At 57.5% G+C, this 24,179-nt stretch carries 44 protein-coding genes; all 44 read left to right on the forward strand.

All coding sequences use genetic code 11. From position 1 onward, the window contains the following. Positions 1-16 precede the first annotated feature (16 nt). The 44 genes from B9A14_RS08375 (at position 17) to B9A14_RS08590 (ending at position 24,170) form a co-directional block, all read left to right on the forward strand. The gene (locus tag B9A14_RS08375; protein ID WP_084665262.1) at positions 17-394 is read left to right on the forward strand and encodes a VOC family protein; all 378 of its coding nucleotides are present in this window, start codon (positions 17-19) and stop codon (positions 392-394) included. 67 nt (positions 395-461) lie between these two features. Continuing rightward, on the forward strand, positions 462-845 hold the full coding sequence (locus tag B9A14_RS08380) for a hypothetical protein (RefSeq protein WP_172839104.1): 384 nt from the start codon (positions 462-464) through the stop codon (positions 843-845). Between the two features lie 109 nt (positions 846-954). Continuing rightward, positions 955-1,506: a hypothetical protein gene (locus tag B9A14_RS08385; protein WP_084665264.1), complete on the forward strand. Its 552-nt coding sequence runs from the start codon at positions 955-957 to the stop codon at positions 1,504-1,506. Positions 1,507-1,524: 18 nt separating this feature from the next. Further along, the gene (locus B9A14_RS08390; protein ID WP_172839105.1) at positions 1,525-1,884 is read left to right on the forward strand and encodes a hypothetical protein; all 360 of its coding nucleotides are present in this window, start codon (positions 1,525-1,527) and stop codon (positions 1,882-1,884) included. Beyond that, a complete protein-coding gene (locus B9A14_RS08395) occupies positions 1,881-2,423 on the forward strand; it encodes a hypothetical protein (protein WP_084665266.1) in 543 nt (180 codons plus the stop codon). Before B9A14_RS08390 ends, B9A14_RS08395 begins: the two co-directional genes overlap by 4 nt. Before the next feature lie 13 nt (positions 2,424-2,436). After that, positions 2,437-2,628, forward strand: coding sequence for a hypothetical protein (locus B9A14_RS08400; RefSeq protein WP_084665267.1), 192 nt, complete (start codon positions 2,437-2,439; stop codon positions 2,626-2,628). Positions 2,629-2,699: 71 nt separating this feature from the next. Beyond that, positions 2,700-3,332: a hypothetical protein gene (locus tag B9A14_RS17425; RefSeq protein ID WP_084665268.1), complete on the forward strand. Its 633-nt coding sequence runs from the start codon at positions 2,700-2,702 to the stop codon at positions 3,330-3,332. A gap of 23 nt (positions 3,333-3,355) precedes the next feature. Further along, positions 3,356-3,673, forward strand: a complete 318-nt coding sequence (locus tag B9A14_RS08410; RefSeq protein WP_084665269.1) for a hypothetical protein — start codon at positions 3,356-3,358, stop codon at positions 3,671-3,673. A 35-nt stretch (positions 3,674-3,708) separates the two neighbouring features. Beyond that, positions 3,709-5,103 (forward strand): AAA family ATPase, encoded by a 1,395-nt coding sequence (locus tag B9A14_RS08415; RefSeq protein ID WP_084665270.1) that lies wholly within the window; start codon positions 3,709-3,711, stop codon positions 5,101-5,103. 9 nt (positions 5,104-5,112) lie between these two features. Beyond that, positions 5,113-5,247: a hypothetical protein gene (locus tag B9A14_RS17975; protein WP_269456769.1), complete on the forward strand. Its 135-nt coding sequence runs from the start codon at positions 5,113-5,115 to the stop codon at positions 5,245-5,247. Positions 5,248-5,301: 54 nt separating this feature from the next. After that, the gene (gene yyaC, locus B9A14_RS08420; protein ID WP_084665271.1) at positions 5,302-5,913 is read left to right on the forward strand and encodes a spore protease YyaC; all 612 of its coding nucleotides are present in this window, start codon (positions 5,302-5,304) and stop codon (positions 5,911-5,913) included. 16 nt (positions 5,914-5,929) lie between these two features. Beyond that, on the forward strand, positions 5,930-6,271 hold the full coding sequence (locus B9A14_RS08425) for a hypothetical protein (RefSeq protein ID WP_084665272.1): 342 nt from the start codon (positions 5,930-5,932) through the stop codon (positions 6,269-6,271). Between the two features lie 177 nt (positions 6,272-6,448). Next, complete coding sequence (locus B9A14_RS08430) at positions 6,449-6,691, forward strand: hypothetical protein (protein ID WP_084665273.1); 243 nt, start codon at positions 6,449-6,451, stop codon at positions 6,689-6,691. 13 nt (positions 6,692-6,704) lie between these two features. After that, entirely contained in the window at positions 6,705-7,136 is a 432-nt protein-coding gene (locus B9A14_RS08435; RefSeq protein WP_084665274.1) for a hypothetical protein, read from the forward strand. A gap of 57 nt (positions 7,137-7,193) precedes the next feature. Further along, on the forward strand, positions 7,194-7,730 hold the full coding sequence (locus B9A14_RS08440; protein WP_084665275.1) for a DUF7007 domain-containing protein: 537 nt from the start codon (positions 7,194-7,196) through the stop codon (positions 7,728-7,730). Positions 7,731-8,046: 316 nt separating this feature from the next. Beyond that, positions 8,047-8,277 carry a hypothetical protein gene (locus B9A14_RS17430; protein WP_172839106.1) on the forward strand — a complete coding sequence of 77 codons (231 nt, stop codon included), beginning with the start codon at positions 8,047-8,049 and terminating at the stop codon, positions 8,275-8,277. Beyond that, positions 8,261-8,578 carry a hypothetical protein gene (locus tag B9A14_RS08450; RefSeq protein ID WP_084665277.1) on the forward strand — a complete coding sequence of 106 codons (318 nt, stop codon included), beginning with the start codon at positions 8,261-8,263 and terminating at the stop codon, positions 8,576-8,578. Before B9A14_RS17430 ends, B9A14_RS08450 begins: the two co-directional genes overlap by 17 nt. Positions 8,579-8,814: 236 nt before the next feature. After that, the gene (locus B9A14_RS08455) at positions 8,815-9,015 is read left to right on the forward strand and encodes a type II toxin-antitoxin system HicB family antitoxin (protein WP_084665278.1); all 201 of its coding nucleotides are present in this window, start codon (positions 8,815-8,817) and stop codon (positions 9,013-9,015) included. Then, on the forward strand, positions 9,016-9,252 hold the full coding sequence (locus B9A14_RS08460) for a type II toxin-antitoxin system HicA family toxin (protein WP_084665279.1): 237 nt from the start codon (positions 9,016-9,018) through the stop codon (positions 9,250-9,252). Between the two features lie 311 nt (positions 9,253-9,563). Further along, the gene (locus B9A14_RS08465; RefSeq protein ID WP_172839107.1) at positions 9,564-9,950 is read left to right on the forward strand and encodes a hypothetical protein; all 387 of its coding nucleotides are present in this window, start codon (positions 9,564-9,566) and stop codon (positions 9,948-9,950) included. 51 nt (positions 9,951-10,001) lie between these two features. Further along, the gene (locus B9A14_RS08470; protein ID WP_084665281.1) at positions 10,002-10,286 is read left to right on the forward strand and encodes a PC4/YdbC family ssDNA-binding protein; all 285 of its coding nucleotides are present in this window, start codon (positions 10,002-10,004) and stop codon (positions 10,284-10,286) included. 121 nt (positions 10,287-10,407) lie between these two features. Next, on the forward strand, positions 10,408-11,736 hold the full coding sequence (locus B9A14_RS08475; RefSeq protein WP_084665282.1) for a recombination directionality factor: 1,329 nt from the start codon (positions 10,408-10,410) through the stop codon (positions 11,734-11,736). A gap of 79 nt (positions 11,737-11,815) precedes the next feature. Continuing rightward, a complete protein-coding gene (locus tag B9A14_RS08480; protein WP_084665283.1) occupies positions 11,816-12,217 on the forward strand; it encodes a hypothetical protein in 402 nt (133 codons plus the stop codon). 49 nt (positions 12,218-12,266) lie between these two features. Further along, a complete protein-coding gene (locus B9A14_RS08485; RefSeq protein ID WP_157109879.1) occupies positions 12,267-12,515 on the forward strand; it encodes a hypothetical protein in 249 nt (82 codons plus the stop codon). Between the two features lie 114 nt (positions 12,516-12,629). After that, positions 12,630-12,881 (forward strand): hypothetical protein, encoded by a 252-nt coding sequence (locus B9A14_RS08490; protein ID WP_084665285.1) that lies wholly within the window; start codon positions 12,630-12,632, stop codon positions 12,879-12,881. A 387-nt stretch (positions 12,882-13,268) separates the two neighbouring features. Then, complete coding sequence (locus B9A14_RS08500) at positions 13,269-13,427, forward strand: hypothetical protein (protein WP_157109880.1); 159 nt, start codon at positions 13,269-13,271, stop codon at positions 13,425-13,427. 101 nt (positions 13,428-13,528) lie between these two features. Further along, positions 13,529-14,101, forward strand: coding sequence for a DUF6927 domain-containing protein (locus B9A14_RS08505; protein ID WP_084667087.1), 573 nt, complete (start codon positions 13,529-13,531; stop codon positions 14,099-14,101). Then, positions 14,058-14,744: a hypothetical protein gene (locus tag B9A14_RS08510; protein WP_157109881.1), complete on the forward strand. Its 687-nt coding sequence runs from the start codon at positions 14,058-14,060 to the stop codon at positions 14,742-14,744. Before B9A14_RS08505 ends, B9A14_RS08510 begins: the two co-directional genes overlap by 44 nt. A gap of 187 nt (positions 14,745-14,931) precedes the next feature. Beyond that, positions 14,932-15,288, forward strand: coding sequence for a hypothetical protein (locus B9A14_RS08515; protein WP_084665289.1), 357 nt, complete (start codon positions 14,932-14,934; stop codon positions 15,286-15,288). A gap of 27 nt (positions 15,289-15,315) precedes the next feature. Continuing rightward, on the forward strand, positions 15,316-16,014 hold the full coding sequence (locus B9A14_RS08520; protein WP_084665290.1) for a hypothetical protein: 699 nt from the start codon (positions 15,316-15,318) through the stop codon (positions 16,012-16,014). 504 nt (positions 16,015-16,518) lie between these two features. Continuing rightward, positions 16,519-17,661: an RRXRR domain-containing protein gene (locus B9A14_RS08525; RefSeq protein WP_197686591.1), complete on the forward strand. Its 1,143-nt coding sequence runs from the start codon at positions 16,519-16,521 to the stop codon at positions 17,659-17,661. After that, positions 17,662-17,859, forward strand: a complete 198-nt coding sequence (locus tag B9A14_RS08530; protein WP_084665292.1) for a hypothetical protein — start codon at positions 17,662-17,664, stop codon at positions 17,857-17,859. Next, on the forward strand, positions 17,856-18,068 hold the full coding sequence (locus tag B9A14_RS08535; protein ID WP_084665293.1) for a hypothetical protein: 213 nt from the start codon (positions 17,856-17,858) through the stop codon (positions 18,066-18,068). Before B9A14_RS08530 ends, B9A14_RS08535 begins: the two co-directional genes overlap by 4 nt. 301 nt (positions 18,069-18,369) lie before the next feature. Next, a complete protein-coding gene (locus B9A14_RS08540) occupies positions 18,370-18,807 on the forward strand; it encodes a hypothetical protein (RefSeq protein WP_157109882.1) in 438 nt (145 codons plus the stop codon). Positions 18,808-18,827: 20 nt separating this feature from the next. After that, on the forward strand, positions 18,828-19,157 hold the full coding sequence (locus B9A14_RS08545; RefSeq protein WP_084665295.1) for a hypothetical protein: 330 nt from the start codon (positions 18,828-18,830) through the stop codon (positions 19,155-19,157). Positions 19,158-19,213: 56 nt separating this feature from the next. Next, positions 19,214-19,945, forward strand: coding sequence for a hypothetical protein (locus B9A14_RS08550; RefSeq protein ID WP_084665296.1), 732 nt, complete (start codon positions 19,214-19,216; stop codon positions 19,943-19,945). An 88-nt stretch (positions 19,946-20,033) separates the two neighbouring features. Next, the gene (locus B9A14_RS08555; RefSeq protein ID WP_084665297.1) at positions 20,034-20,432 is read left to right on the forward strand and encodes a hypothetical protein; all 399 of its coding nucleotides are present in this window, start codon (positions 20,034-20,036) and stop codon (positions 20,430-20,432) included. A 129-nt stretch (positions 20,433-20,561) separates the two neighbouring features. Continuing rightward, positions 20,562-21,218, forward strand: a complete 657-nt coding sequence (gene rnhA, locus B9A14_RS17435; protein WP_084665298.1) for a ribonuclease HI — start codon at positions 20,562-20,564, stop codon at positions 21,216-21,218. Further along, the gene (locus B9A14_RS08565; RefSeq protein WP_084665299.1) at positions 21,208-21,612 is read left to right on the forward strand and encodes a hypothetical protein; all 405 of its coding nucleotides are present in this window, start codon (positions 21,208-21,210) and stop codon (positions 21,610-21,612) included. The genes rnhA and B9A14_RS08565 overlap by 11 nt, the downstream gene beginning before the upstream one ends. 161 nt (positions 21,613-21,773) lie before the next feature. Beyond that, positions 21,774-22,397: a hypothetical protein gene (locus B9A14_RS08570; RefSeq protein WP_172839108.1), complete on the forward strand. Its 624-nt coding sequence runs from the start codon at positions 21,774-21,776 to the stop codon at positions 22,395-22,397. A gap of 159 nt (positions 22,398-22,556) precedes the next feature. Then, positions 22,557-22,892 carry a hypothetical protein gene (locus B9A14_RS08575; protein ID WP_084665301.1) on the forward strand — a complete coding sequence of 112 codons (336 nt, stop codon included), beginning with the start codon at positions 22,557-22,559 and terminating at the stop codon, positions 22,890-22,892. A 21-nt stretch (positions 22,893-22,913) separates the two neighbouring features. Beyond that, positions 22,914-23,288 carry a hypothetical protein gene (locus B9A14_RS08580; protein WP_084665302.1) on the forward strand — a complete coding sequence of 125 codons (375 nt, stop codon included), beginning with the start codon at positions 22,914-22,916 and terminating at the stop codon, positions 23,286-23,288. 72 nt (positions 23,289-23,360) lie between these two features. After that, positions 23,361-23,618: a DUF3467 domain-containing protein gene (locus B9A14_RS08585; RefSeq protein ID WP_084665303.1), complete on the forward strand. Its 258-nt coding sequence runs from the start codon at positions 23,361-23,363 to the stop codon at positions 23,616-23,618. A gap of 18 nt (positions 23,619-23,636) precedes the next feature. Then, entirely contained in the window at positions 23,637-24,170 is a 534-nt protein-coding gene (locus tag B9A14_RS08590; RefSeq protein ID WP_172839109.1) for a dephospho-CoA kinase, read from the forward strand. Positions 24,171-24,179: the final 9 nt, after the last annotated feature.

Raw genomic sequence — 24,179 nt, forward strand, 5'->3', positions numbered from 1 at the left:
AGGGGGGACCTTAAGGATGGGGTGCTCTTACACGCTTTCAGGGAAGATCAAGATGAGCAGGTGGGCGTGCGAAGTTCTTAAGGAAAGTACAATCGGCTTTCCCGACGACCCTATTCCGGTAGTTGAGTATGTCAAGATAGAATATCTCGACGGCCAAGGGCAGGTATATCTGTTCAGGCAAGGCACGGAGTGCTGGGATGAGTGGCTTGACGAGGAACTGGTAGCGCTGATAGCGCGGTTGAAGGATCGCCCGGGTATAGACTTCCTTGATTGCAAAGGGAAGGATCTTGAAGATTTTGGGCGGTTTTATATTGACTGTGGCCGCTGGTGCTACGTGGGGGCGGAAATTCCTCCGGTTCCTCCTGGAGACGATCCGCGCTGGCAGAAAGTTTAGGGAGGCATTCTGAATGCCAACGACGAACCTGATGGGTTACCGTTCTCTGCTGGGCGGGACAATCAGAATGACGAAAACAGCATACGAAAGGCTTAGAAGGGCTATTAAAAGAGAAGTCGTAACGCCCAACGGATCCACTGGGGTAGGGGAGTATCTTGATTTTGCGTACCGCGATGGGGTGCTGTACGTCCGCGGCAGCAATACTACCCGGGATAATCTTTTTGATAGGGTAGTAGGACTTCTAGCGCGCTGTAAAGATATAGATGGCATAGATAAACTTGACCATATGGACCTTAATGATGGCATTCCGGGTCGGTTTGGGCGGTACTACGTTGATTGCGGGCAGTGGTGTTATGTGGCGGGTAAAATACCCGGGCCACCGCGCGCTGGTAGCCGCGCGTGGAATGAAGCAAAACTTCCCAAGATGATCTTTTTGGTGAAATGGAGGTAAGGCTAACAGGCTGATACGGGAAGGATGTTCTGCATGCGGGGGCGCTGCTTGAGTGGTGGAGGCGGCGCCCCGCATGCTGTAAAAACAACCAGGAGGGGAGCAAACTGTCGTGCACCTTAAAGACCTTAAGGTTAAAAACCTGTCGGCTGCGGCCATCTATGCCCAGCCGGCGTATTACAACTGGGACGAACACGACGGGGAGTGGTACGTAGTATATCCGGTGTACGGTGAAGGACTCGAGGACGAAAACGTTTACGAGCCGATGATGAACTATTATTATCCACTCCCGCGTGTTGCAGGAGACCCGAAGCGGCTTGCAAATATCCTGCATCAGAAACACCTTCCGTTAGCGCTGGTATGTTTCCCAGAAACCAAGAGCTATGCGTTAGCCCTCACGGCGGGCGGTATGGATCTCACGTGGGAAATTTGCTTCGGATACATTCTGGCGGGCTATTTGCCACCATTTTATTTCTGTGATTTACCCCAATATCCGGGAATGAGAGCAAATGGTTGGCGGCGGCTGGTGCTGAGCGCCTGCCGCAGGACGTGCCAGATTATAAAAAGGCAGGCTGCGTCCAGGCTTTATTATCTAAAAGCTGAACGTTTTTTCGGGAACACAAGGAAGAATACCGAACGGGAGGTGATGGCACCCGGGGCTTAAAACCCGGGTGCCGGTTTTATGGGCCGGTTGAGGAAGATGGGGAGGAACCCCTATTTCGGCCGGTGGCCGATGGATGACGACCCGGCTGACTGTTTTGAGATAGGGCCGGGCAACCTTATGTGGGACCTGCGCACGACCGAAAGGAAGGTCCTGCCGTGCACCGTCACAGTCGGGGGCTTTGTGGTTAAAGATGTGTACTTCCCCCGGGAAAAGACAGCCGCCCGGATAAAGGAGATGGCCCGGGAGGCAGTGGGGGTCTACGGGCGCAGGAGCCCTGAAGAGTATCCGGTTCCAAAAGGCGTAAAGGAGCGGTATGTGCAGTACTTCCGCTACTGCATAGCGAAACTGCTTGCTGGTGAAGGGGGCGGGCTGCGTTGAGCGACGCGCTGACCGATATTCGAAGGGATGAAGTGCTGGCCTCCCTGAGAAGGGAACTCCGCAGGAAGGAAAGGGAGTTCATGGCGGAGCCTTCTCGTGAAAAAGCGGAAGAGCTGTTTTTGCTGTGGAAGAAATATTACCGGTCTCCGCACGGCTACTGGAGCGGCCCCAACAGGATGATGGCGCTCGAGCGCCTGGCCTTCTATCACGGGTGGACGCCGGAGAAGGGGCTGGGGCCGCTGCCGGCGTACTACCGGCCGAAAGATGTTGCGTTTATAGAGTTCGGGGCGGGGTTCATTTCAAATAGCTCCGCCCTCGAGGACCTGGTGGCGGACGCTATAAGGCGTGCATTTGGGGGGCCGGTAAACTACGCGAAGTATTTGGTAAAAATCACTGTAGAACCGCTCAAAAAAGTGTCGTGCGGGGAATGCCGGCTGTTCAGTGATTACTGCGGCTCCCTGCACTGCGAATCCAAGAGCCTTGACGAACTGAGGAAGAGGATTGCGGACGCGAAGTCCGCGGAAGGTCTTGTAAGGTAAAGGAGAGGTACTGTTGCTGTTTAATGTCTATGTCATGGGAAGCATTCAAGTTGAGGTTGAGACTGCCGAGGATGCTATAAAACGCGCTCGTGATGAGTTTGAACGCCGTCTTCGAGAAAACCTTTCTGCGTTTATGCAGGCGATTACTGTCGAGGAAGATACTCTCCTTAACCGTACCGATTACTATGATTTGCTCAACCGATGAACCGAGAGACTTTCCCTCAAACAAACATAAGGAGGTGAGCAGCGCTCGGGTTAATCCCGGGCGCCCTGCTTGTGGGCTATACGCATTACTGGTACCGACCCAAGGTTATAGGGAAGAAGGCCTTCAGTGCAATCGTCAGGGATTTTAAAAAGATTATCCCTGCGCTGGAGAAGGCCGGGGTAGTGCTTGCGGGACCTCTGGGCGAAGGGGAACCGGTAATCACCACAGATATCGTTAAGTTCAACGGCTCGCGGCACTGCGGGCACCCTGCCGAGCACGAGCTCGTTATCCCGTGGCCGGCGCCGGGCGCTGGTGGGGTGTTTGCCGGGGAGCCGGTGGCGGGAACGTGGTTCGCGGGGCACCTGTTGATGACGCGGGCGTGCCCCGGGGACTGCTCGTACGAAACGTTTTACTTCCCGCGGGTGCGTGAACTCCTTTATGAAGGAGAACAGCCGGAGGAGAACGGGCTCTGGTTCGATTTCTGCAAGACCGCGTTCAGGCCGTACGACCTGGCGGTGACTGCGTTCCTAATTATAGCCAAGCACCACCTTAAGAACAGAATTGTGGTACGCACCGACGGAGAAGATGCCCACTGGGCAGACGCCAGGCTGCTGTGCGCCATTGAGCTGGGTTACGGCTTGGGCTACGGGATTAACGAACAAAGGGAGCTCTGCGCCCAGCAGGCATCCCGTGTTGGTACGTAATACCCGCGTTGGAGGGGACGCCGGTGAAGGATGTTCTGGTTACGACCCCTGTCCAGCTGTTCTACTGGCTGGACAGGGGCGAGGTTGTAATGGCGGACGCTCCGCTGTTCAAGGTGCTGTTCTGGCGCTCGCAGGGGAGGTACCACATGGTGGTACAGCCCGGGTTCGCCACGGCGCTGGAGGTAACCACTCCCGAGCGGCGGGACGTGGAGCGGATGTTCAAATTCTGGTCGGACAGGGTTGAGTTTTTTGTGTCTCTGGGCGCGCGGGTAGGGAGCGAACCTGCTCCCTGGTGGAAGAAAGCTGTGGGGCGGCTGTGGTGGAAGCTCATGGGGGTCTGACTGCACAAGCCGCCTTCAAAAGGAGGCTATAGGGGATGTTTATAAAAAGTTTGGTCCTGGAGAACTTCAAGGGCACCCGGCAGGCCAGCTATGAATTCGGCCGGGTGAACGAAATAACCGGGGACAACGGGACGGGAAAGACCACGATAGCTGAAGCCATAGTTTTTGCGTTGTTTGGTACGACCCTCAGTGGGTCGAACAAGACCGAAGCCCTCATCCTGCAGGGGGAGGAGAAGTGCAGCGTCAGCATTGCGTTTGTTGATGGTGCCGGCAGGGAGCACGTCCTGACCCGGATCCGGGGGAAGAGCAAGCAGCTCTCCCTGACCTTAGACGGCAGGGCGGTCACCCAGCCGGACGTGGACGCCATGATAGGCGACAGGAAGGCCTTTATGGCGGCCTTCTGGCCGACGTACGTGCTGGGCCTTTCCGATGCCGAGGCCAGGGAGTTATTCGTGGGCCTGCTGCAGTCCGTGCCTTTTGAAAAGGTCCTGGAGCAAATGGAACCCGAATACAGGGATGCCCTGGCCGGACTTGGTTTTGACGACCCGCAGAAGGCAGCTGCGAGGGTGCGGGAACAGATAAAGGCGGCCGAAAAGGAAGTTGCCAGGCTGGAGGGGGCACTGAGCGAAGCGCTGCGCGCGGCGTCGGTAGAGGTACCGGAAGGAGTAGCCCCCGAAAAAATCCGGAAGCTGCAGGAAGAATATGAGGCGCTGTCCGCTGTTGTCCAAACGGGAGCACAGGAAGAAGTTGCAGTGCTTGAGCGGGAAGTGGCAAGGTTGGCCGGTGAGTTCAAACACTTAAAAGAGCAGTACAAGTCGCTCACTCCGAGGTGGAAGCCCGGTGATAGGTGCCCGACATGCGGGCAGGTAATAGGTCCGGAAGCTCTTGCCGCAGCAGAAAGGGCCCTGGAGGCTGCGAAAAAGGAGCTTGAGCAGAGAATACGGGAGGTCGGCACCCGTGGCAAGGCCCTGCAGGAGCAGCTTAAGGCACTGAAAGAGAAACGGGGCCAGGACACCCGGGAACTGGCGGTCAGACAGAGAGAACTCCTGGAAAAGATTACAGCCGCCAGGGAACGCAATGCCGCCAGGGAAAGCATCCTGCGGCAGAAGGCGGAGGCGGTGGAGAAGGCCCGGCAGTATCAGGAGGAGCTGGAGCGCGAGGAGAAATGGCTTGAGGAACTTCGGGCGCGGCTGCAGGCCATTACCCAGTATGCTGCAAGGCAGGCCGAACTGATGGCGTCCCAGCTTGCGGGCTACCTTAAAAGGGTTTCCGTCCAGCTTTTCGACGTGGTAAAGAGCACCGGCGAGATCAGGCCGGTGTTCAGGCTTTTATACGACGGGAAGCCGGTACAGGTGCTGTCTGCTTCGGAAAGGGTCAAGCTGGGTCTGGAAGTGGCCGCGGCAGTGAAGCAGATAACCGGCAGGGATTGACCCACGTTTGTGGACAACGCGGAGAGCGTAACAAAGTTTGGCGCCCCTCCCGGCCAGCTGTTCACGGCGCGGGTGGAGGCGGGCCAGGACCTGGAAATCGCCGTGGTGGATGCGGGGCCCGAGGAGTTGAGGGAGGCTGTGTAGGGCCCCGCAGCCTAAAACCGGACAGGAAATTTTACTGGCGGGAGGGGATAGGCCGTGGCGGTAAAGCCCTGCAGCGCTCCCGGTGAGGAATTGCCGGGCAGGTGTCATTACCGCAGCCCTGATGCGGTCGGGGTCCTTGGGGGAATGCTTCATCGTTACCTCGAGCGGCTCGGCTGCTTTGACGGGCGGCTGCTGGCAGTAGTCTGTGTGGGCTCGGCGGCCTGCCCGGGCGACGACCTGGGGCCAAAGGTCGGCAGCATACTGTTAGGGCTAGGTAGTCTGCCATTCGCGCTGTACGGTACTGCCAGCGACCCGGTCCACGCCGTAAACCTCGGGGAAAAACTGGCAGAACTGGAGCGCAAATGTCCGGGTGCGGCAGTGGTAGCGGTCGATGCCTGTCTGGGGTGGCCCCGGGACGTGGGTATGATCACCGTGGGTCCGGGGCCGCTGGTGCCCGGGAGGGGGACGGGAAAGAAGCTGCCTGCTCTGGGAGACGTCTCGATAACCGGAACAGTCGGGGCATATGTTCACGATGCGTTCTTCAGCCTGTTAATAACAGACCCCGTTCTGGTCAAAGACCTGGCTGAATGTATTGCAAAGATCATTTGTTTTGGGGTGGGTTTGGGCCGTGCTGCAGGCGAGTGCGGCATGGCCGCGAGTAGCTAGAAAGGAGGGCATGCCTGTGGCGGACTCTATCAGGCGGGTCTTGCTCGGGCAGGTGGCCGTGGATTCCGGGCACCTGCTGATTATGGACCCGCTATATATTAGCAGGCTTGAGGAAGCGGCGCGTGGCACCGGGAAAACGGTGTCGGAGGTAGCGCTGGACATAGCCTACCGGTGTGCTTCCGGGAAGCACCTGGGGGGACAGGTGAACTTCCCGAACGGAGTCTCTGGGATGGCGGTTGCCTTCCAGTCGGGTATCGGAGACGGCGTTTACCCGGTGATAGGGCACGTTAAAAACCTGCGCGGGTGGGGCGAACGCCTCATAAGGGTGGAGATAGGTCTCGGGCACGTGCTGATGTAACAGACGCGGCGGGGCGCTGTGCCCTGCCCGGGGTTCCGTACTCAGTGGGGCCGCGGGGAGGGCACAGTTGATTGTGCCGGTCCGCACGCGATGCGGGCGGCAGCCCAAAAATTTGGACCGGTCTCCCGTGCGGCGGAGACTGGCCAAACTAGAAAAGGAGGAGGTAGAAACATTACAATGAACTTCGCTGAGAGGGCGTTCTGCAGGTTTTACAGGTGGGCGAACCCGGACGTCACAGAGCGGGAACTCGCCTATTATCTGGAGTACGCACGGCAGGAGTTCTGGCGCGGCATAGTAGAGGACGACCAGCTTCTCAAAGCATATATTGCGCTGCGCCTTTCCTTTGAGCAAATATGTGCTGCCTGCCAGAAGGGCAGGGCCGTCTTGATGCAATTTTGGAGCAGCCTGAAAACTGCTTAAGGAGGTTTTGATTGTGCGCCTTTACCGGGACATGGGGACCGGAGAACTGCTGGAACTGTACAAAAGCGCACTGGAATCGTTCAGAGCGGAATGCTTTGGCGGTTCCGACCTTAAGGTTCTGGTCGGGACGGCCCGGGAGCTCCACAGGAGGGGGGTTGACGCCGGGCGGATGGCGAGGAAGTACCCGCGCTGCCCCGCGTGCGGGCACAGGGAGAGAAAGCCGGCTGCCGTGGCTGGTGTGCACGAGTGCTTGAGATGCGGTGCCCTGTACGGCGTCTGCGGGCTGGAGGAAAGCCTTCTCCTGGTGAAAGAGCGGTGGGGTGACGCCCCGGAGGACCCCGCCGATGAGAGGTACTTTGATTTTACCTGCCCTGGGCCGTCAGGGGTTGTCCGCCGGCACGGGTGGTTTAACAGAAAAACGGGCGAAATCGTGCAGGCGGGGTAGCCCGCCCTGAACGGGGCTGGCGGCTTTTCAGCTTTTTACCGGGAGGGATTGAGAAAAGTGATCGGTACTCAGGGCCAAATCAGATATTTGCGCTACTGGCGGTACACCAGGTCCGGGCGGCCGGTGTGTTTGACCCTCCGCTTCCGCGGCGGGAGGATTCTCCCGGAAGACGCCCGGAAGTGGGCGCGTTCGGTCGCCCGGGACTGGGGAGACATCAACTGGGAAAAAGCGGTAAGGGTAAAGGGCTTGCCTGGCCGGGCGTGGTGGTTCTCCTGCTCCGGACACGGAGGATATATCCTCGTTGCGCCGGCAGCAGAAGTCCCGGAGATATTTCAGCGTTTTAAATGGGAAGACCTGGGTGAAGCATATGGGAACTTGGGCGTTTACGTTTTCGAAGAGGACTGCGACTGGGCCGTGTTTGTGCTGGCTTTCCCGGAAGTCGCCAGGTGGGAAATTGACAACCTCAAGGTGTGGCCTTCCGACCTGCCCCGGGATGCCGGTATAGAATGTGCAGCCCGGGGCCTGCTTGAAAGGGCAAGGGAGAGCGTGCGGCGCTGGAAGTCACCGGAAGTGGCTGCCGCGCTGGGCTTATAAGAAAACACAATGAGGAGGTGAATGGCAGGCGCATCTGCCTGCCGGAGAGATGGCTAAAATTATCTGCGTGACGGTCAGGGACAAGACCCTACCCGAGGACGAAAACTACGTCGGGTGGGGTGTTGTGGTCAACGGCCGCCTGGTGGCCCTTGACGACACCCATTACAGCTCGTGCATGAGCGAAATAGCCGAAGGGCTGGCGGCCGCGCTGGAGGTACCGGTGGAGGATGTTGTTGTGGACGTAGACGGTCCCGGGTGGGACTGGCACAGGGACGTTTTGCCGAAGGTTGCCGCTCCATCGGGGCCCGAAGTGATTTTGAGTGTGCAGGGGGATATTGAAGAGTTAGTCGGGAATGATGGCCGCAGCGCCCTCCCGGAAAAGGTGCGCCGGGCAATCGGGGCTGGTCTCGTCACGCCCCAGGTGATCCGGCGTGCGGCGGAGATCGCCCGGGATGCCATTCTTGAAGGGGGCTACTGGGACTACCTTCGCGCAGCGTTGGAGTGCGCTGTCGAAGAGACCGAAGAAAGGGATGGCGCTGATGTGTGAGCTTTACGTGCTGGTCTTCAGTCCTGGTGACGGCCCCCATCTGAGGGCGTTCCGCGCTGTAGTGCAGTTGGTGGTCACTGCGATGGCAGCAACCAGAGGCCTGGATGCCGAAACAGTGGAATTCGGGTCTCAGGTCTACCTGGCAATTAAGGGGGATACGCAAGAGATTGCGGCGTTTGCTGAAGAGCTGAACCGTCAGACGGGTCTGGGCGGATTTACCGTTCTCCTCGGGGGAAGAGGCGATGTCAGTACCTTAAGGAGGTTGCATCGGCGCGGTGTGGTGCGCTGCGCCATGGCGTAACCGGGGTGGCGCCGCACTGAATAGTTAACAGCGTAGCCCAAGGGATGCGGGGTGAACCGACGCGACTTAACTTTCAGGTTAGAGAGAAACTGGCTGATGAAAGCTCGGTGTTCAAGGCGCGTAGTCCAGGTATGCGTATTTGGTAATGAAGAACACAAGAGGTTTTGTGGTATAATAACTTCGGAAGTAGCTATAGTTAAGGGAAAATCGACATCGTTTTCTATGGGGTGGGCAGCATGAAGTTTATATTTACGGTCGAAGAGATGGATAATGGTAGGTACCTTGCGACGTGCGATGAACTGAATGCTGTGGCTGATGGGGAAACAGAAGAAGAAGCTGTAGCTAACCTTAAGGAAGCGGTACGAGAGCTGCTAAGAAACTATCCATTACAACACGAACGGCCGGGAAAGCGCCTGGTCGTAGAGGTAGGTGCGTAGATGCCGCACTTGCCAGATATTAGTTACCGGGAGCTGGTGAGCCTTCTCCGTGAGTATAGCAGGGAACTGCGCGGAGAAGGCTCACCTGTTATTGTCGGAGTAGGTCGCGATGGACGTTCCTTTACTATTCACCAGCACCCCTCCCAAAAAGTGTACCGTCAAAAGCTAGCGAAAATACTTCGCTACGCTGGGATAACCGAAGAAGAGTTTTGGGAATGGTATTACGAAAAAAGATAAGTTTTGGTGTGGTCAGGGCGTTCTGCCCTGCCCGGAGCCCGTCCTGTAAAGCGGGGGTTGCGGGTAGGGCAGAATTTTTTGCGCTGGCTGTCGCCTGATGACAGACCAGAGAAAAGCAAACTGTACCCGAGATCAGTGGAGTTAATAAGCACGGGTTCCCCAAAAAGACTTGCTGCGTGAGTGCATTTTTGCTGTGACAGAGGCTTTGATGCGAGCAGCGGCTGGCATGGCGTCAAAAAACAAAGAAAGGCGGGTGAACCGTGGTATACCTACAGTCTTTTTTCTCTGAACCGCGTGCCACGCCATATTCTGTGGCGCGCTGGCAGCCGCGGGGTTACAGGTACCCCGAGCTAAGGGTGCTTGCGCCGCTGCTGCCGGACGGACGTCCGATAAAGAGGGTCTCGCCGGACAAGTATCTAGACCTGTACGCTGGGGCGCTGGCCTCCAGGTGGCAGGACGTAAAGAAAACTGTATCCTGGCTTAAGAAGGTGGACGCGGCCCTGTGCTGCTGGTGCAATCCGGAACGCCAGAAGGGGTATGAGAAACTGTTCTGCCACACGATACTGATTGGTTTCCTGCTGGAGGAGGCGGGTGTGCCGGTAGTGTACCTGGACGGGAGGGAAAAGCCGGTGTGGGATGAGGCCGACCGGGCGCGGTTTCTAAAGATTCTGCGGGCAGAGGTTCTGAAAAGGCAGTAGAAGGCACCTGGCGGGTGCCTTTAAAAATTTCCGGAAGGGGGCGTGGTTTTCATGCCGACCTTAGAAGAACTGGCACGCCAGAAAATAGAAAGGGGGAACGCCAGGAAGAGGGAGCCCGAGTTCGATAACGAGGAGGAGCTGGGGGCTGTTCCTAAAGGGAACAGGCAAGCGATAGTGATACGGCGCCTTACGAAGGGGGCGCAGGTCTACTACGACCTTCGGGTGTTCTACTGGGACAAGAATGAAAACGTGTTTAAGCCCAGCCCCAAGGGGGTGATGATGAGCGTGGAGCAGTTTAAACAGGTGATAGACTTGCTGAAGGGCATCACCATTTAATGATCTGACAGTGCAAACCGTAAAGCTGCGTCCAGGAGAAGGTCGGGGTTGCTTCCCGGCTTTTTAATTTACGGGGGCATTTATCCCCATCAGAAAACATTTCGTGAGGAGGGGTGTTTATATGATAAAAGGCTGGAGCGACGTAGTCAGGATTCCGAGGCTGGGCACTATTGCCCTGGGGGAGAAGGACGACAGGGGGACGCCGCGTTCCCTTGACTACTTTGTGGTGCCGCCGGAGGTCCAGGAAGTGTATGGCCCCCAGCCGCGGGAGCTCGACATCATCCTTCCCAGCGACGACCTTGAGACCGTTTTTCCGGCATACCTGAAGCGATACGGCGACCAGTTCGGGCTAATCTGCCGGGGCGACGGCGAGACAGCCACGGTCAACGAACTTTACGCACGGAGCAGCGGCATGGAATACGGCATAGCGTACCGGGACGGCCAGTTTGTAGACGCTGCTACCGGTGAGGTGCTGTTGGTCGAAAGGTCCGGCGACAAAGGGTGGGTGCGCATACCGTGCCCCTATAAGAGCTGCCAGCACTACATCAACAAAAAGTGCCGGGAGGTGGCGGTGCTTTCCGTGCTTCTACCGCGCGTGCCCGGGGTGCTGGGAGCCTACAGCATCGACACCGGGTCGTTCCACTCGTATACGAACATAATGAACAGCCTGCTGATTTTGAAGCAGATGCTGGGCCGGATCAGCTTCATCCCGCTCAAGCTGAAGGTCCGCATGCAGGAGGTGCACCCTGAAGTCAATGGCAAGCAGATCAAGCGGAGGGTTCCCATTATGTACATCGACATGGGGGACCTGACGCTTGAAAAAGTGCTGCAGCTGGCGCGGGAGCGGAAGCTGCTTGCCGTAGCGTCGCTGCCGAGCCTCACCAGCGCCATTGAGCTGGAACCCTACAACGAAGACGTAAAGCCGGAGCTCCTGTACGTTGAAGAGGAGGCTGACGTTCCCGCGGAGCCTGCGGAAGTGCCGAAAGCCCAACCCGCCGTTCAGGTCCCGGCACAGGAGGAGAAACCCGAACCCGCCGTACAGCAGGCGGAGCCTGAACAGGAAGCGGTGGGGGAACCCGCAGGCATGTTTCCTGAGAAAACTGTAGAACAACCCGCAAGCCGGGAAGAAAGGAAAATAGAGAGCGGCCAGAACATGGTAGTGACCGTCCAGTCAGGCCCCAGGGAGGCGAGGACGCAGAGGGGTGTCTGGGTCTACTGTTCGGTGACCCTGGAAGACGGCAGGAACACCGAGGTGTGGGCGGTACCCGGGACGCCTGCGGTGGACGGTCTGAAGCTGGCAAAGAAGGGAGACAAACTCTTTATTACCGTCCAGCAGGCGAAGAACGGGAAGTACGCTATTACGGCAGCGGTACCGGCAACGGAAGTCGAGGGCCCTGAGACCGAAGAGGACTTTGGCTTTGAGGATATATTTAACAACGAACCCTTTTAACACGTGGGGGCGGCATCCCAAATTACGGGATGCCGCCGCCAGTACATAAAAAGTAATTCTTGGGTTTGGGGTGAAGTTGATGTACATGAAGATAACCATCCACGACTTCATACCCGGCGGCAGTGTGCTGGAGTACGTGACCCGTCCGGACCGCCCTTACACTCCGGGCCTTAAGATTGCCGACGTTGAAGGGGAATACATCGACCTGAGCCTGGAGTTGGTCGGGGAGCTGGAGGTAGAGTTCGGTGGAAGGAAATATACGGGTTACCTGCCTCCCCCGGTAGCGGACGCCGTGCGCAAGGGGGAAGTCAAGCCGCTGGCTTTTCCCCGGTTCGCGCTGAGGCTCGTGGTGGACGACGCGGTAATGGAGGAAGTGTGGGCTGGCGACACCCTCCCAAAAAGGAAGGAAAGTCTGGTGCAGTGGCTCAGGAGGAAGGCAGAAAAGAGCTATGACCCGTTCGAGGGCCCTTACAAACTTTGAATCTAAGGATCCTGCCGGAACGTTCTAGGCCTGGAAGGGGGGAATCGGTTTGTCAGGCTTGTCCTGGAGGGTCCGCTTATTGGTGGGTTTACCGGAAGAGGTTGAGCGGCAGGCCAACGAGTGGCTGGCAGGGCTGGAGGGGGCCGAGCAGGTTTGGGTGAAGCACTGGGGCGCCAACCCGGTGTCGTTGCTGTTGCTGGTGAGACTGAAGGTGGCCGACACAAAAACGGCAGGGTTAGAGGTTCGGAGACAGCCTGCAGAGGAAGATGACGAAATAGCGAAGTTGTTTCCTTTCTGATGGGTCGCCTTCGACGAATTATTCAGAGGGCACCAGTCTAACGAACGCTGACCCGGCGAAATTTGGAACAGGGGGGTTGGGGAGGAGCTACCATGGTAGCCCCTCCCCGGACAAATGGAAAACCGTTTGCTAGGGCTTACAGTATGGGCGAAGGACTGCCGGGAAGCGGAGGACATCCGCTGCTTTCTGTCTGAAAAAACGTTAGGGGACTATACCTGGAGGGGAGGAGTTAAAGTCAGAGCGTATTTTGGTGACCGGGAGGGCTTGGAGGAAGCCGTGAGGCTTCTCAAGTGCGCTTTTCCGGGCTTGAAATCATACCCTGGGACAACGGATGGAGAGGACATTTTTTTGACTTACGATGATTAGGGAACAAGATTAGATTGGCTGGTCTGCGTGAACGAAGTCTGGGGTAGTCTGAGCAGGAGGGCAGGACGGCCCTCCCCGGGTGTTCCAGGAGAAGTATGGAGTACCGGGGGAAGGTCGTCAATCCGCGTGCGCCTGGCGGCATGACCGCTGGAGTGCTGACAAAGCTCTTACAGCCCTACCGTCGAGCAGGGGTGCTAAAAATATCAAACGAAAGGGGTGATGAATTTTATTTGCCGGGTGGGGTCGTTGGGTGCATCCTACCAACCGGGAAGGAGGGGTTGGAGAAGCGGGTTGTAGCGGCCCGCTTTTCTGTTAGACATGTTTGAGATGGTATCGGCGGTGTCGGCCGCGGCGGTTGATCTGGTACTGGAGGAGCTGCGCAGGATGTTGCAACCCCCTAGACTGGAGACAATCGCAGACGTGGCCGACTACCTGGACAGGGCAGCCAACGGCGGATGCCGGACAGTTGGGGAGCTTAAGAGGGTCATCCGGACGGCACGGGACGCCCTGCGCACGATTGCAGAGCAAGGTAGAGAGCGAAAGTGAAGGACAGCCGGGCCTTCCTGCAGGCCCGCGAAATTTCCAATGATACAATGGAAGGGGTGATTTTGGAAAGCGGGCCCTCAGCGGGCCGCTTTCTCATAAGTATGGGTTGGACGTTTGTCCACAAGCCCCACAACGTTACCACAAAAGACTTTCTTAAGAAGGAGTTCACGTGGGAGAGGGAGGACGGCCTTTACTGCCGCGTCCTCGACTGCGCGATAGTCCGCCTCTGCGAGGCGTACTTGGCTGTCGAGAGTGGCGACGCCTCCGGTCCGAAAGAAGTGTTCGCGGTGGTCTGCCTTCTGCAGTACCGCCCGAACGACTACTACAACTTCGGGTATAAGGACATGAGCGAAGATATGCACCCATACTATTACAGCTGTCCGGAACGCATCCTCAGGCTCCTCACTCCGACCGACAACGCGTCGGCGAGAGAGTGGAGGGAAAGGTGCTGGGAGCAGCTCCGGGAGAGGAAGGAAAGGCCCCGCCTGCAGAAGGGGAAGGTCATCCAGTTTGAAGAGCCGATCACCTTCTCCAGCGGGCTAAGGGAGAGCACCTTCCGCATAGACGACCCCCGGCGGCTCTGGGTGTCGGACCGCCACGGGTGGCGGTACAAGTTGAGCCGCTGGGTGATTGAAAGGATTCCGTACCGGATCTTGGAGAACTTTCCGGCTTAAGTTAAGGCATGGGCCATCCGGTAGGCCCAGAAAACCCAATTCCAAACTGGGAGGAGGGTTGGGGAAAGCGGGCCGCCGGGGGCCCGCGAGTACCCGGACAAAGATGGGTCAGTACCACATTGTGGTGAACTTAGACAAGAAAGAGTTTATCAGCCCGCATAAACTCGGGGACGGCCTTAAACTTCTGGAGCAGATGAACAGCCACGGCGGGACGATGGCCGCTCTCTGGGTGCTGCTGGCGTGCTCAAACGGCCGCGGTGGGGGAGATATTCCTGATGGCGTAGATTACAAGTTTGACGAAAGGAAGAACAAAGTAGTTGAGGTAGTTCCGGACCGGGAGTACCGGCGTTTGGCGAAGGAATACATTGGCCGGTGGGCCGGCGACCGGATAGCGATTATTGGAGACTATGCAGACGATAGCGACTTACCTGCGGAATTTGCTGCTAGCACGATATACCGAGACTGCATGGAAGGCAAAAACGGGTGGCGTGATATATCAGACGGAGTCGTCCCCATTGTTGAGGTTGCATGCGGGGTTAGGATAGAGCGTACGGAAGGCTGGCGGGAGAAGCATTTGATTGGAGAGGAGAAAAGGGCTGTGTACCTGTGTCCGGACTTTGTAATCGGCATACAAAGGAGTTAGTGCGATAAGGCAGGACTGGCGTAGCGGGCCATTAGACCTGCTACGCTGTTGGGCAAATGGTGTTGCCCATCACTGGCCTCACGGCTGAGGGGGCTGGTAGAAAAACATTTTGACTAAACGGGTCCAGAGAAATTCATGAAGAGAAGGAGGTGATTGGGGCGGGCTCTGATGGCCCGTCCCCATTTAGATGCCGAGCAAGTACCGCAGGATAGCTAAAAAAGCTGTAGAGCAGTATATGCGTGAGAACCGCCGCCAGGCGGTATTTTCGCTTTACGAGCTTTCGCTGGTGGCGGACAGGGCGGCATTTGAAGCAGGAAAGAAGTACGAACTTTTTCCCGACCTCGATTCGTATGCAACACTTTTGCCTCCTGGCGCACGGGTATTCTGGAACGCGCAGAACGGACTTCTTTCCGTGGCTAACCCGTATTGTCCCGGCGCCCAGAAACAGATACGGGAGGCAGAGCGTGTTCCGGGTCCCTTTGACGCTGCCGTCGATATGGGGCCGGACGCCTGGTCCGCGGCAGGGCGGAGGGGCGCCGTGTAACATGGTATCATCAGGAGGGTACTTGAAATGTATTGGACCAGGCCCCAGATGACGCGGTGGTTCGAAGCTCTGGCAGCCGGATTGATAGACGGCGACCAGCGGCTTGCGAGAAGCGACGGCCGTCCAAGAAAGCTGCCGGTCAGTGCTGTTTGGGAATACCTGGACAGTGCTGGCCTTGTGAGTAACGATGAATTCGATGCGTTTGCGGGTTCTCCGGCTGCCAGGGCGGGCATTGTCTGCCTGTGGCATTCGGCCAGTGAGGAGTACGAGTGCTGGCTCAGTGGGAGCCCGCTGGTGGTAGAAGTTGAAACACCCTTCGGCCCTGGGGTGCTCTCTTTGCACGACTTTCGCCCCGGGGCCGACGTTTACGACTACTACGAAGAGGGGTCTGAAAAGAGCGATGTCTGGGGAACCGATATTGTTGCAGTGTTTGAGCTCCCGGAGGCCAGTTTCCGCTATGAGGTTGCCGGCGGGTTCCGGGTTGAATGGCGTGGTAAGATTTATGAAAACGAACTCATCCCGCGGCCTCTGGTGCGGCTCCTCAAACAGAGCAAGGTGAAACCGGTGCTGAATCCGTGGTTTGCCCTTCGCTTAGAAAAGGACAATTATGCTGACGATGTATTCGTTAGCCATACTCTTCCAGAGTCTTACTATGGTCTCAAGCGACTGTTTTTGGATGCTGCGGAAGAAGTACTGGGCAGGCAGGGAAGGCCTGTTGCCATCTAGGGCCGGAGAACGTCTGCCGGGGTGGCGCTCATGGAGTACCGGAATGCTGAGCGGTGCAGCGCCTGCGGCGGCAGGTGCTGCGCTATCTACCTTCCTGTGGAGGATGGCGGCATGTTTCCCGCCGGATGGTACGGATTTGACGAGTGGGCCGAGGGCTGGTTCGACTACTTCGAGGAGTCCGGGGCACTCAACTGTGGTGTCCAGCTCCTTCATGACCCACTCGTTCTGCATATGGCCGACCATTGTCAGCGACCCCACGGCTAAAGCCGGGCGCTTGTCGGTAATAACCTGGCAGCTTCCGCTTTAAGCGTGGGGTGGGATGGCGGTACTCCCAGCAACAGCTGACTAGACGGCGCCTCCATCTTAGGGGGCGCAGCCGCGCCGGGGAACTGAGAAGCGGTCCGGGGTATTTCGCAAGCCTCGGGGTGCCGCGGCAGAACCGCCTAATGCCTGAAACGTTACCCTGCGGCAGGAAACCGCAGGGGAGTTCTCCGGGCAGCGTCGATGCGACCGCAACCCTTTGGGGGCCGCAATCGGCACCCCGGAAGGGGGGAAAACGAAATGGAGTACGGAGTGTCAAGGAACGAAATAAGCAAAGCCTGTGCCTTGTATTTTTCGGAACGCATTCCGGTGGTGTCGAAGGACGGCAGGCCGCTGATGCCGTGCCGTCCGGCCAAGGCACGGAAATTGCTTTCTTCCGGGAAGGCAGAGCCCCGCTGGTCCAAGTTGGGGCTGTTTTACATTCAGCTCAGAATAGACGTCAAATCAGAGTACAATGGCGGCGGCCAGAGCTTCGTACTGGCACACGACCCTGGTTCCAGGTTCGACGGGATGGCCCTGGGGTGCAAGTTCGTCCAGCTGCGGTTTATGGTCATCCTGCCGCAAAAGGTACCGGGTAAGATGAAGAACCGCCGGGAGCTGCGGCGGGGGAGGAGGTACCGCAACTGCCGCAGGCGTCCCTACCGGCCGAGGAGCCCCGGACCGTACTGGATAGGTCCTACGCAGCTGGCTAAGGTCCTCTTCCGGTTGGCGGTAGTAAGGGAACTGTGCTGCCTGTTTCCAATCTCTCATTTTATCGTGGAGGACGTACGGTTCAACCACTTCCGGTTCCGGCACGGGAAGCATTTTTCCACAGCAGAAATTGGTAAGACGCGGTATTATTCAGAACTCCGCGGGCTGGGGGTTTTGGTCCGGGTGGAAGGTTGGCAGACAAAGTTGTGGCGTGAGGGTGTCGGGTTGGAGAAGGTTACCCGGAAGGATGCGTTAATTCTCGGTTCTCATGCGAACGACGCCGTGGCCATGCTCTGGGGGCTGGCTGGCTGCGGGGTGAACGAGGGTGCTCCGTTTTACGTGCTGCGCCGGCCGGAATTCGCAAGGCGGAGCCTTCACCGGCAGAACTTCCAGAAAGGCGGCGTGCGACCCCTGTTTGGTGGGACGAGCAACGGTGATTTTCTGAGGAAGGGGGACTACGTAGAAGTGGAGAGAGCGGGAAAAGTTAACCGCGGTTGGGTGTGCGGGCTACCCACGGAGACGACCCCGCTTGTGGGGGTCATGGACGCCAGGGGTGTACGTATTGGCCAGTTTGCGCCTAGGAAGGTGCGCCTGCTGCAACGGGGGCACAACATTCTTTGGGAGAGGGTAATTTAAGTGTGGCACTTTTTTCCCACAGCTGAAGCCAGGGGACTCCGGTGCCGAAGTTTTGTTGAACGGGCGGGGCGCGTACCCTGCCCAGACCGCAGGTGGAACGCATCTGCGGTGCGGGGAGGGTACGATGCCCGGGTGTCCGACCACGCGATGGGCGGGCACAAAAAAATAGTTATGGTAGAAGGGGGTAACACCAAATGAAATGCGAAACCATGGAGGAACTAATGTGTTGGGCAAGGGAATGCGGCATAAAGCCGGAGGACCTTGATGAACTAGTGCATGAGTTCAAGGCTGCGGAGGCGGCGGAAATAAACAACGGAGGGCTTGAGGCCCAGCTTGAATATCTGGTGCAGTGCTGCGGGAGCGTCCGGGACCTTCAGGAGGCGCTGGAGAGGGAACTTGGCATTTGATCGGAACGTTGTGGGAAGGGGATAACCTTGCGCATAGGCACTAAAAGGTTTTCCATCTGGATTGTCCTTCACAGGGGGAAAACCCGCTGGCACAGCGGGAAGTACACGGTCGTACTTGCGAAAGGGCATTACGTTGAAGGTGCAGGCTGGGGATGGACCAGATGGAGGTTCATTCCTCTGGGCCGCAGAGCCGCAGTTTCCCAGGAATAAAGAATTAACGGAGGGATATTTGATGCCGTACAAAGAAATATGGATGCCGCCTGAGGTATTTTTGAAACACAAAGGAGTGAAGGCGTACCACGTGTACAAGAACGACGACCTGGATCAAGGGGTAAGACTTTTTTGGTACGGTCTATCTCCCCAGTGTTCGGACACTGAAAATTCGTTCGACGTACGAGATGTTGCTAGCGCTCTCGGGATGCCGCAGCCCAGTAGTCTCGAAAACATAGCAGCTGTTATCCGGGCTGCTATTGACCGGGCACTGGAAGGGCGACCAGAGGAGTGCGGTTCGGACTTTGCGAGGTGTTGGGAGGGCAGGAATGAAGATCCCGGCCCTGAAACTGTTGATATTCTGGCGGAACTGATTACTCCCGAGGTCCGCAGTGCTCTGGTAGGAGTATTGGAGTTCTGCAATTTCGCAAAGGACTTTGGATTTGCCGGGGAGATTCTGGATGAAATGGACCTAAGCGACGATGCGTTCGAGGAAATACTGTCCTTGCTGGAGCGCCTGGTTAACTAGCGGGCCAGGAGGGAACGAATATGTACCGCAAGAAGAAGAAAAAGCTGGACCCAGTACCACTGCTGCACGTTTACGGCCAGCGCTACTGGCATGATGAAGCAGTTATTCTGGGCAACAAGGAGGCACTGGAAGCTCTGGCCAGAGCTGTAGAAAAAGCGATAAAGAGCGGCCACGGGGAGGCGGAGCTGTACACTGCCGACGGAGAGGGCTATACGATAGTGGTCCTGCGAAAGGGCGAACCGTGGCCGGAGGGCTGGGAGCATTTGGCCCTTCCCTATACGGACGACTGTGCTCGCGAGCGGCGGGAGGACGCTGTCTGGCCGTGGGAACTGCCAGGCTTCCGAAAATAACATGAAGGGGGTGGAGAAGGTGCGGGCGGGATATTAACCCGCCCGGCCTGATATTTATGGACAAAAGGCTTGCGGAATTATGTCGGCTTCTTATGAAAGCGGGAGCGAGCATTGAAGAAGACTTTATGCACGTGTACATTACAATCGACGGCAACGGGATAAGACTAACCAAAAACCTGTTTAGCCCACGTCTAGTAGTGGATGAAAGCAATCGACTTAAGTATAGAATTGACAGCAACGGTTTTCTAGGAGCCGACGTTCTCATTGGCGGGCACACTAGCATAAGCTTTGATTTCTACTATGACTTTTCGAAAGATCGTGAGACCAATCCGCTGTTTTGGGACCGTGCTTTCGATATGGCTTGCAGAGTACGAGACAAGATACTGTTGAGCCCCGAATGGCCGCTCGTGTTCACAGCCCAAAGCTTACAAAAGGCACTAGAAGAGCATGCCAAAAGGCCGCGGCGGGAAACGTACCTCTTAATCCGCAGTATCGAATCTATTTACAATCAGGAGCACGAGCGGTGGCGACAACTGCGCAGAGAAAAAAGGAGGGCACGGCAGGAAATAGTAGACCGACTGATGCGGCTCATATATAATGCCCCGCATTCCCTCAACTTTCTAAGAAGGCTGGGCAGGACTATAGTAACCAAGGTCAATTGCAATTACTGGCGCGTGGAGGTAAAAGTCAAAGGCAGAACGCTAGCCGCCCGGGGACCGTGTCCGGTGGCAGCGGCTTCGGGGCTGGTATGGGTGTACAAAAACGAACTGCGGCGGTTAGCCGCTTAGCTTACTTAATTAAGTTTGCGAGGCCGGGAAATAACGCCCGGCCTTAGCGTTTAAACATAGATTGGCTTCCCGAGGAGGGATGACAGCAGTGGCTGACCGGATAAAGCCTATAGAAATTTACAAATATGAACCCGACCCGGAGAACCCGCCATACCTGCGCTATCTGGGCAACCGCACTGTGGGCGAAGTCTACCGGGAACTGGTGGAGCGGCTGGAGGCAGACGGTTTGCTGCCCGAGGAGTATTTTGATGTCGTGTACGAAAGCCCCGTGAGGCCCAGGCTGGACGCGGAGTTTCCCCGGTACCTCGTGCTGGCCTGTTATCCGGTCACCGGTAGGTCCGAAGGTCACTACGTCCACGTAGATGCATTTGTCGAAGGCGATTCCGGTGTAATCAGACCGGTGCCAGTATTTCTGGGCAAGACCTTCCGGGGTTTTGAATTCGCGGCGGCGGCCGCGAACGCCTGTGCCAGGCATCTCGGGGCTTAAAGTATTCGATCGAAGAAGGGGGGAGGGGAGCGGCTTTAAAAGCCGCTCCAGCGCTTATGACTATAGCGGCGCTGCACACAAAACGCATAGAATGCATTCCCACGGAGGAGCGGTACCCGGTGAGCGTCTATGGCGGTAGTAGTTAACTGCGATGGGTTATGCGAACCAACCAATCCGGGAGGAACAGCCTGCTACGGGTGGGTCGCCTACCGGGGCAGAGAGAAGATAGGAGAGGGCTATGGTGTTGTCTGCTCAGGTCCTGAGGCGACCAACAACGTGGCGGAATACACGGCAGTAATCAGAGCGCTGGAATGGCTGTTGGAGAACGGCTTTGCCGGGGAAGAAATAGAAGTCCGCTCCGACAGCCAGCTGTGCATGTATCAGCTGCAGGGCTTTTATGCTGTCCGTTCGCCGCGGATACTGCCGCTGTACGAAAGAGCGGTCTCCCTGGTGCTGAAGTTTAAGAAAGTGAGGTTCCGGTGGGTGCCGCGGGAGCTGAACGAGGAAGCGGACGCACTTTCGCGCAGGGCGTATGCCCTGGCGGCGCCGCCTGACCCTGCAAGGCTGGAGCGGGCGCGGGAACTCGTGCCGCTGGTGAAGCATACTGGTGGGAGTATATACAGTGTGCCCTCCCAGAGCGGAGAGGGTGAGTACACAGTGGACATTCTAGCGGGGACGTGCACCTGCGCTGACCATGCGGTGCGCGGGAACCGCTGCAAGCACATCCTTGCGGCGGAAATGGCCGCCGAGAGAATAAGAGAGGGAGGGGAGAAACATGAGTTTTGATTTTTGGCCAATACTTGGCTATGGCCTTGTGGTTGAGCCAGAACTTCTTGACCTTAAGAAAGCAGCCCATCTGCTGCGCAGTTACGATTTAGAGCCTGACGAAACAGGAATATACGAGTTCATGCAAATTTTGTTTGATGATGTGGTTCCCGGACTCCCTCCAGGGCCCGTGCACTACCTCATGTACACCAGCCAGGGCGAAATGGACGACGAAGTCTACCTTTACCTGCCGCCTTACTTGCCGTGGGAGGTGTCAGAAGAGTATGTGCGCCTCACGCCGGAAGCGGTGGCTCAGGCAATCGCTGGCCTGCTTGAACCCTACCTGGCGGACGGCGTAAGGAAGGAGGACATTGTTGCCAGGGTAGGTGAGATAGCTTCTGTAGGCGGGGCATAGACAACTACGCCGGAGAACAGGGAAAAGAAAGGCGGGCTTTGAGAAGCCCGCCTTTCTGATCAACTTTCTGTAACTCCCGCAAAGGCCTGTCAAAACCTTATCGGCTCTATAGAGGAAATTAAGGTTTCGATTGGGGAGGAGATAACATTATGACGCATGCAATGGTAAAGAAGCTGGCGGATGAGATAGCAAAAATAACCAGACTGTTGCCGGGGTGGGAGGTGGTGCACAGTGGCGGCGGAATCATCATGGCTGTGAGGGATTTCGAACTGAGTTGCGACGGTCAGAAGTGCCTGGCCGGGGTTAGCGTGGACGATGATGCTGCTGTAGCGTACAGGGCGGGCAGCACCTGGCTCAGGGCCGGCGACATTATCCCGTCTTTGGGCTGCCTGGGGGAAGACGTAGATGAAGTGGTGCTGGTGGCGAGCAACGGGAAGAGGCGCCAGTATCCCGGGGCTGACCTGCTGTCTTTTGGTGACGTCCTGGAAATAGAGAAGGCGATGGACGTCCTTGGCGGCGTCAGTTTTAACGGTGCAAAACTGGAGACCCGGTGCCCCGCATGCGGGGTGGAGGGTGTGAGAGTGCTGTTGGTCGATGGGTACCTTGAGGGGTATAACGGCAATGTATATTTCTGCTGTCCTGGCGAAGGGCGGTCGGTACCGCTGTTTGATGCGGGGCTCGACGTACGCGTTCCCGGCCGCTGCGGCAGCTGCGGGCACCAGGGGAACATAGGAGACTTCGTAATCATAGTGCGGGAAAGGGAACGGGAAGAGGAAACGGCGTAATGGTGGGGCGGCACGCCCCGCCCGGAGCCCCTCTATGAGGGGGGGGCTGCGGGGAGGGTGTGAAAGCCTGAGTACTGGGACCGCATGACGGCCCCAGTATAAGCAAAGAGCGGGCTCCCGGCAGGGAGCCAAAATTTTTGCCAAAAGGGGGTTGGGAGCATGGCGTGCTCCCCTGCAGCATTTAAGGTACTAAAGGCGATACCCGTGCTTGAAAAGGAACACCCTGCCGAGCGACTCGGGGAGTTCTACCGCAAGCTCGGGTGGGACGGGAAGAAGGTGGTAGACCCAACGAAGGTTAAGATGCACCGGGACGATTTTACCCGGCTCGTGCAGGCGGAGATGGAGCGGGCGTACCACTACTGGCCGCAGGTTCCCCGGTCGAGGATAGCGCTGGAAGTGGGGTTCCTGTGGATGAACCAGGGACCTTCCAGCGACGGGGAAGTGCCGGGAATGGTTGAACTGCTGCCGGGGTGGCTGCAGAAGGACCTGAAATAAATCCACGAAGGAGCGGGTTTTATGAATGAAGGGCTTTTGCTGAAGGCTTTCGTGGAATACCTGCGCTCCGACAGGAACTATGAGGAGGAGGCCAGGAGGGCCGGCGTATCTCTGGGGTTCCTGGCTGCGGTGATGGCAGCCAACATAGACGAGTACATCGCGGAAATGGTAGACTGGGCCGCCCAATGCCGTGAGTTTTACTGTCCTGAGTGCAATGACGGGGAATACTACAACGCAAACAACGTGCCCAGGGATGAGAACGGCTTTCTGTGCTCGAAATGCGGCAGACCGCTCAGCAGCAGCTGCTGTGCCGGGTGCGGGCGCAACATAGCCGATGTTGGCGGCACGCAGGTGCACGGGGGTTGGGCATACTGCAGTGGGTGTTCTCCCGGTTAAAGGAGTGCGGGGTACTGGTGGGGCAGAAGGCAGCCCCCACCAGTACTGGACATAGCGGAAGGAGGGGCGTTTATGGGTACGGTAAACATCTATGCCAACCGCTTTATGGTCTTCAATGAAACATCCGATTTTGTCATCAAGTTTGGGGTGGCGTTCCCGGAGAACAAGGAAGTGGCGTGGAACGCCATTGTTTATCTGTCTCCGTCCACGGCAAAGGAGCTGGCTATTGTGCTCAGCCAGGCGGTGGCCGAATACGAAAAGGAACTGCAGACTGATATACCCGTTTCCTCTTCCACCGATTCCGGAGCAGACGACAATGTGCTCCAGTAGGGGGTGGTTCCCGTGCGAGTGCTGCTGATCGGGAAGGCGGGCGCCGGGAAGGATACGGTAGCGGAGTATCTGGTGAAGCGCCACGGCTTCAGGCGGTACGCGTTTGCCGATAAGATAAAGCAGATAGCGATGGAACTGTGGCCTGAGGAGTTCAGGTACAGGAAGCCGCGGTGGCTCCTCCAGCAGGTGGGTTCGAAGCTGAGGGAGATCGACCCGCTGGTGTGGGTCCACTACGTCTTCCGGCAGATAGAGCAGGAACGGCCGGAGCGGGTGGTGATAACCGACGGCCGCCTGGAGGAGGAATACAGCGTCTGCCGGAGTGCGGGGTTCGCGGTAGTTGAGGTGAGGTGTCCGGATCCTTTGCGGCTGGACCGGCTTTATGTACGCGACGGCGTAGCCCCCACGCTCCGGGAAGCCGCACATGAGACGGAGGCGTGGTCCTGCCCGAAGCCGGACTTTGTCCTGGACAACAGCAGGACGCTGGCCGACCTGTACGGGCAGGTGGACCGCCTGGTGGGAATTCTCAAGAACAGGCAGGCCCAGGCAGTCTAGCCAGTCTGC

It is taken from the genome of Thermanaeromonas toyohensis ToBE (genome assembly GCF_900176005.1).
GTDB classification, from domain to species: Bacteria; Bacillota; DSM-521; order Neomoorellales; family Neomoorellaceae; genus Thermanaeromonas; species Thermanaeromonas toyohensis.

Coding starts and splice junctions, on each gene's coding strand:
- B9A14_RS08375 (WP_084665262.1), top strand. CDS start 17: ATGGGGTGCTCTTACACGCTTTCAGGGAAGATCAAGATGAGCAGGTGG.
- B9A14_RS08380 (WP_172839104.1), top strand. CDS start 462: ATGACGAAAACAGCATACGAAAGGCTTAGAAGGGCTATTAAAAGAGAA.
- B9A14_RS08390 (WP_172839105.1), top strand. CDS start 1,525: ATGGGCCGGTTGAGGAAGATGGGGAGGAACCCCTATTTCGGCCGGTGG.
- B9A14_RS08415 (WP_084665270.1), top strand. CDS start 3,709: ATGTTTATAAAAAGTTTGGTCCTGGAGAACTTCAAGGGCACCCGGCAG.
- B9A14_RS08430 (WP_084665273.1), top strand. CDS start 6,449: ATGAACTTCGCTGAGAGGGCGTTCTGCAGGTTTTACAGGTGGGCGAAC.
- B9A14_RS08450 (WP_084665277.1), top strand. CDS start 8,261: ATGGCGCTGATGTGTGAGCTTTACGTGCTGGTCTTCAGTCCTGGTGAC.
- B9A14_RS08455 (WP_084665278.1), top strand. CDS start 8,815: ATGAAGTTTATATTTACGGTCGAAGAGATGGATAATGGTAGGTACCTT.
- B9A14_RS08460 (WP_084665279.1), top strand. CDS start 9,016: ATGCCGCACTTGCCAGATATTAGTTACCGGGAGCTGGTGAGCCTTCTC.
- B9A14_RS08470 (WP_084665281.1), top strand. CDS start 10,002: ATGCCGACCTTAGAAGAACTGGCACGCCAGAAAATAGAAAGGGGGAAC.
- B9A14_RS08475 (WP_084665282.1), top strand. CDS start 10,408: ATGATAAAAGGCTGGAGCGACGTAGTCAGGATTCCGAGGCTGGGCACT.
- B9A14_RS08480 (WP_084665283.1), top strand. CDS start 11,816: ATGTACATGAAGATAACCATCCACGACTTCATACCCGGCGGCAGTGTG.
- B9A14_RS08490 (WP_084665285.1), top strand. CDS start 12,630: ATGGAAAACCGTTTGCTAGGGCTTACAGTATGGGCGAAGGACTGCCGG.
- B9A14_RS08505 (WP_084667087.1), top strand. CDS start 13,529: ATGGGTTGGACGTTTGTCCACAAGCCCCACAACGTTACCACAAAAGAC.
- B9A14_RS08515 (WP_084665289.1), top strand. CDS start 14,932: ATGCCGAGCAAGTACCGCAGGATAGCTAAAAAAGCTGTAGAGCAGTAT.
- B9A14_RS08520 (WP_084665290.1), top strand. CDS start 15,316: ATGTATTGGACCAGGCCCCAGATGACGCGGTGGTTCGAAGCTCTGGCA.
- B9A14_RS08525 (WP_197686591.1), top strand. CDS start 16,519: ATGCGACCGCAACCCTTTGGGGGCCGCAATCGGCACCCCGGAAGGGGG.
- B9A14_RS08535 (WP_084665293.1), top strand. CDS start 17,856: ATGAAATGCGAAACCATGGAGGAACTAATGTGTTGGGCAAGGGAATGC.
- B9A14_RS08545 (WP_084665295.1), top strand. CDS start 18,828: ATGTACCGCAAGAAGAAGAAAAAGCTGGACCCAGTACCACTGCTGCAC.
- B9A14_RS08550 (WP_084665296.1), top strand. CDS start 19,214: ATGGACAAAAGGCTTGCGGAATTATGTCGGCTTCTTATGAAAGCGGGA.
- rnhA (WP_084665298.1), top strand. CDS start 20,562: ATGGCGGTAGTAGTTAACTGCGATGGGTTATGCGAACCAACCAATCCG.
- B9A14_RS08565 (WP_084665299.1), top strand. CDS start 21,208: ATGAGTTTTGATTTTTGGCCAATACTTGGCTATGGCCTTGTGGTTGAG.
- B9A14_RS08570 (WP_172839108.1), top strand. CDS start 21,774: ATGGTAAAGAAGCTGGCGGATGAGATAGCAAAAATAACCAGACTGTTG.
- B9A14_RS08575 (WP_084665301.1), top strand. CDS start 22,557: ATGGCGTGCTCCCCTGCAGCATTTAAGGTACTAAAGGCGATACCCGTG.
- B9A14_RS08580 (WP_084665302.1), top strand. CDS start 22,914: ATGAATGAAGGGCTTTTGCTGAAGGCTTTCGTGGAATACCTGCGCTCC.
- B9A14_RS08585 (WP_084665303.1), top strand. CDS start 23,361: ATGGGTACGGTAAACATCTATGCCAACCGCTTTATGGTCTTCAATGAA.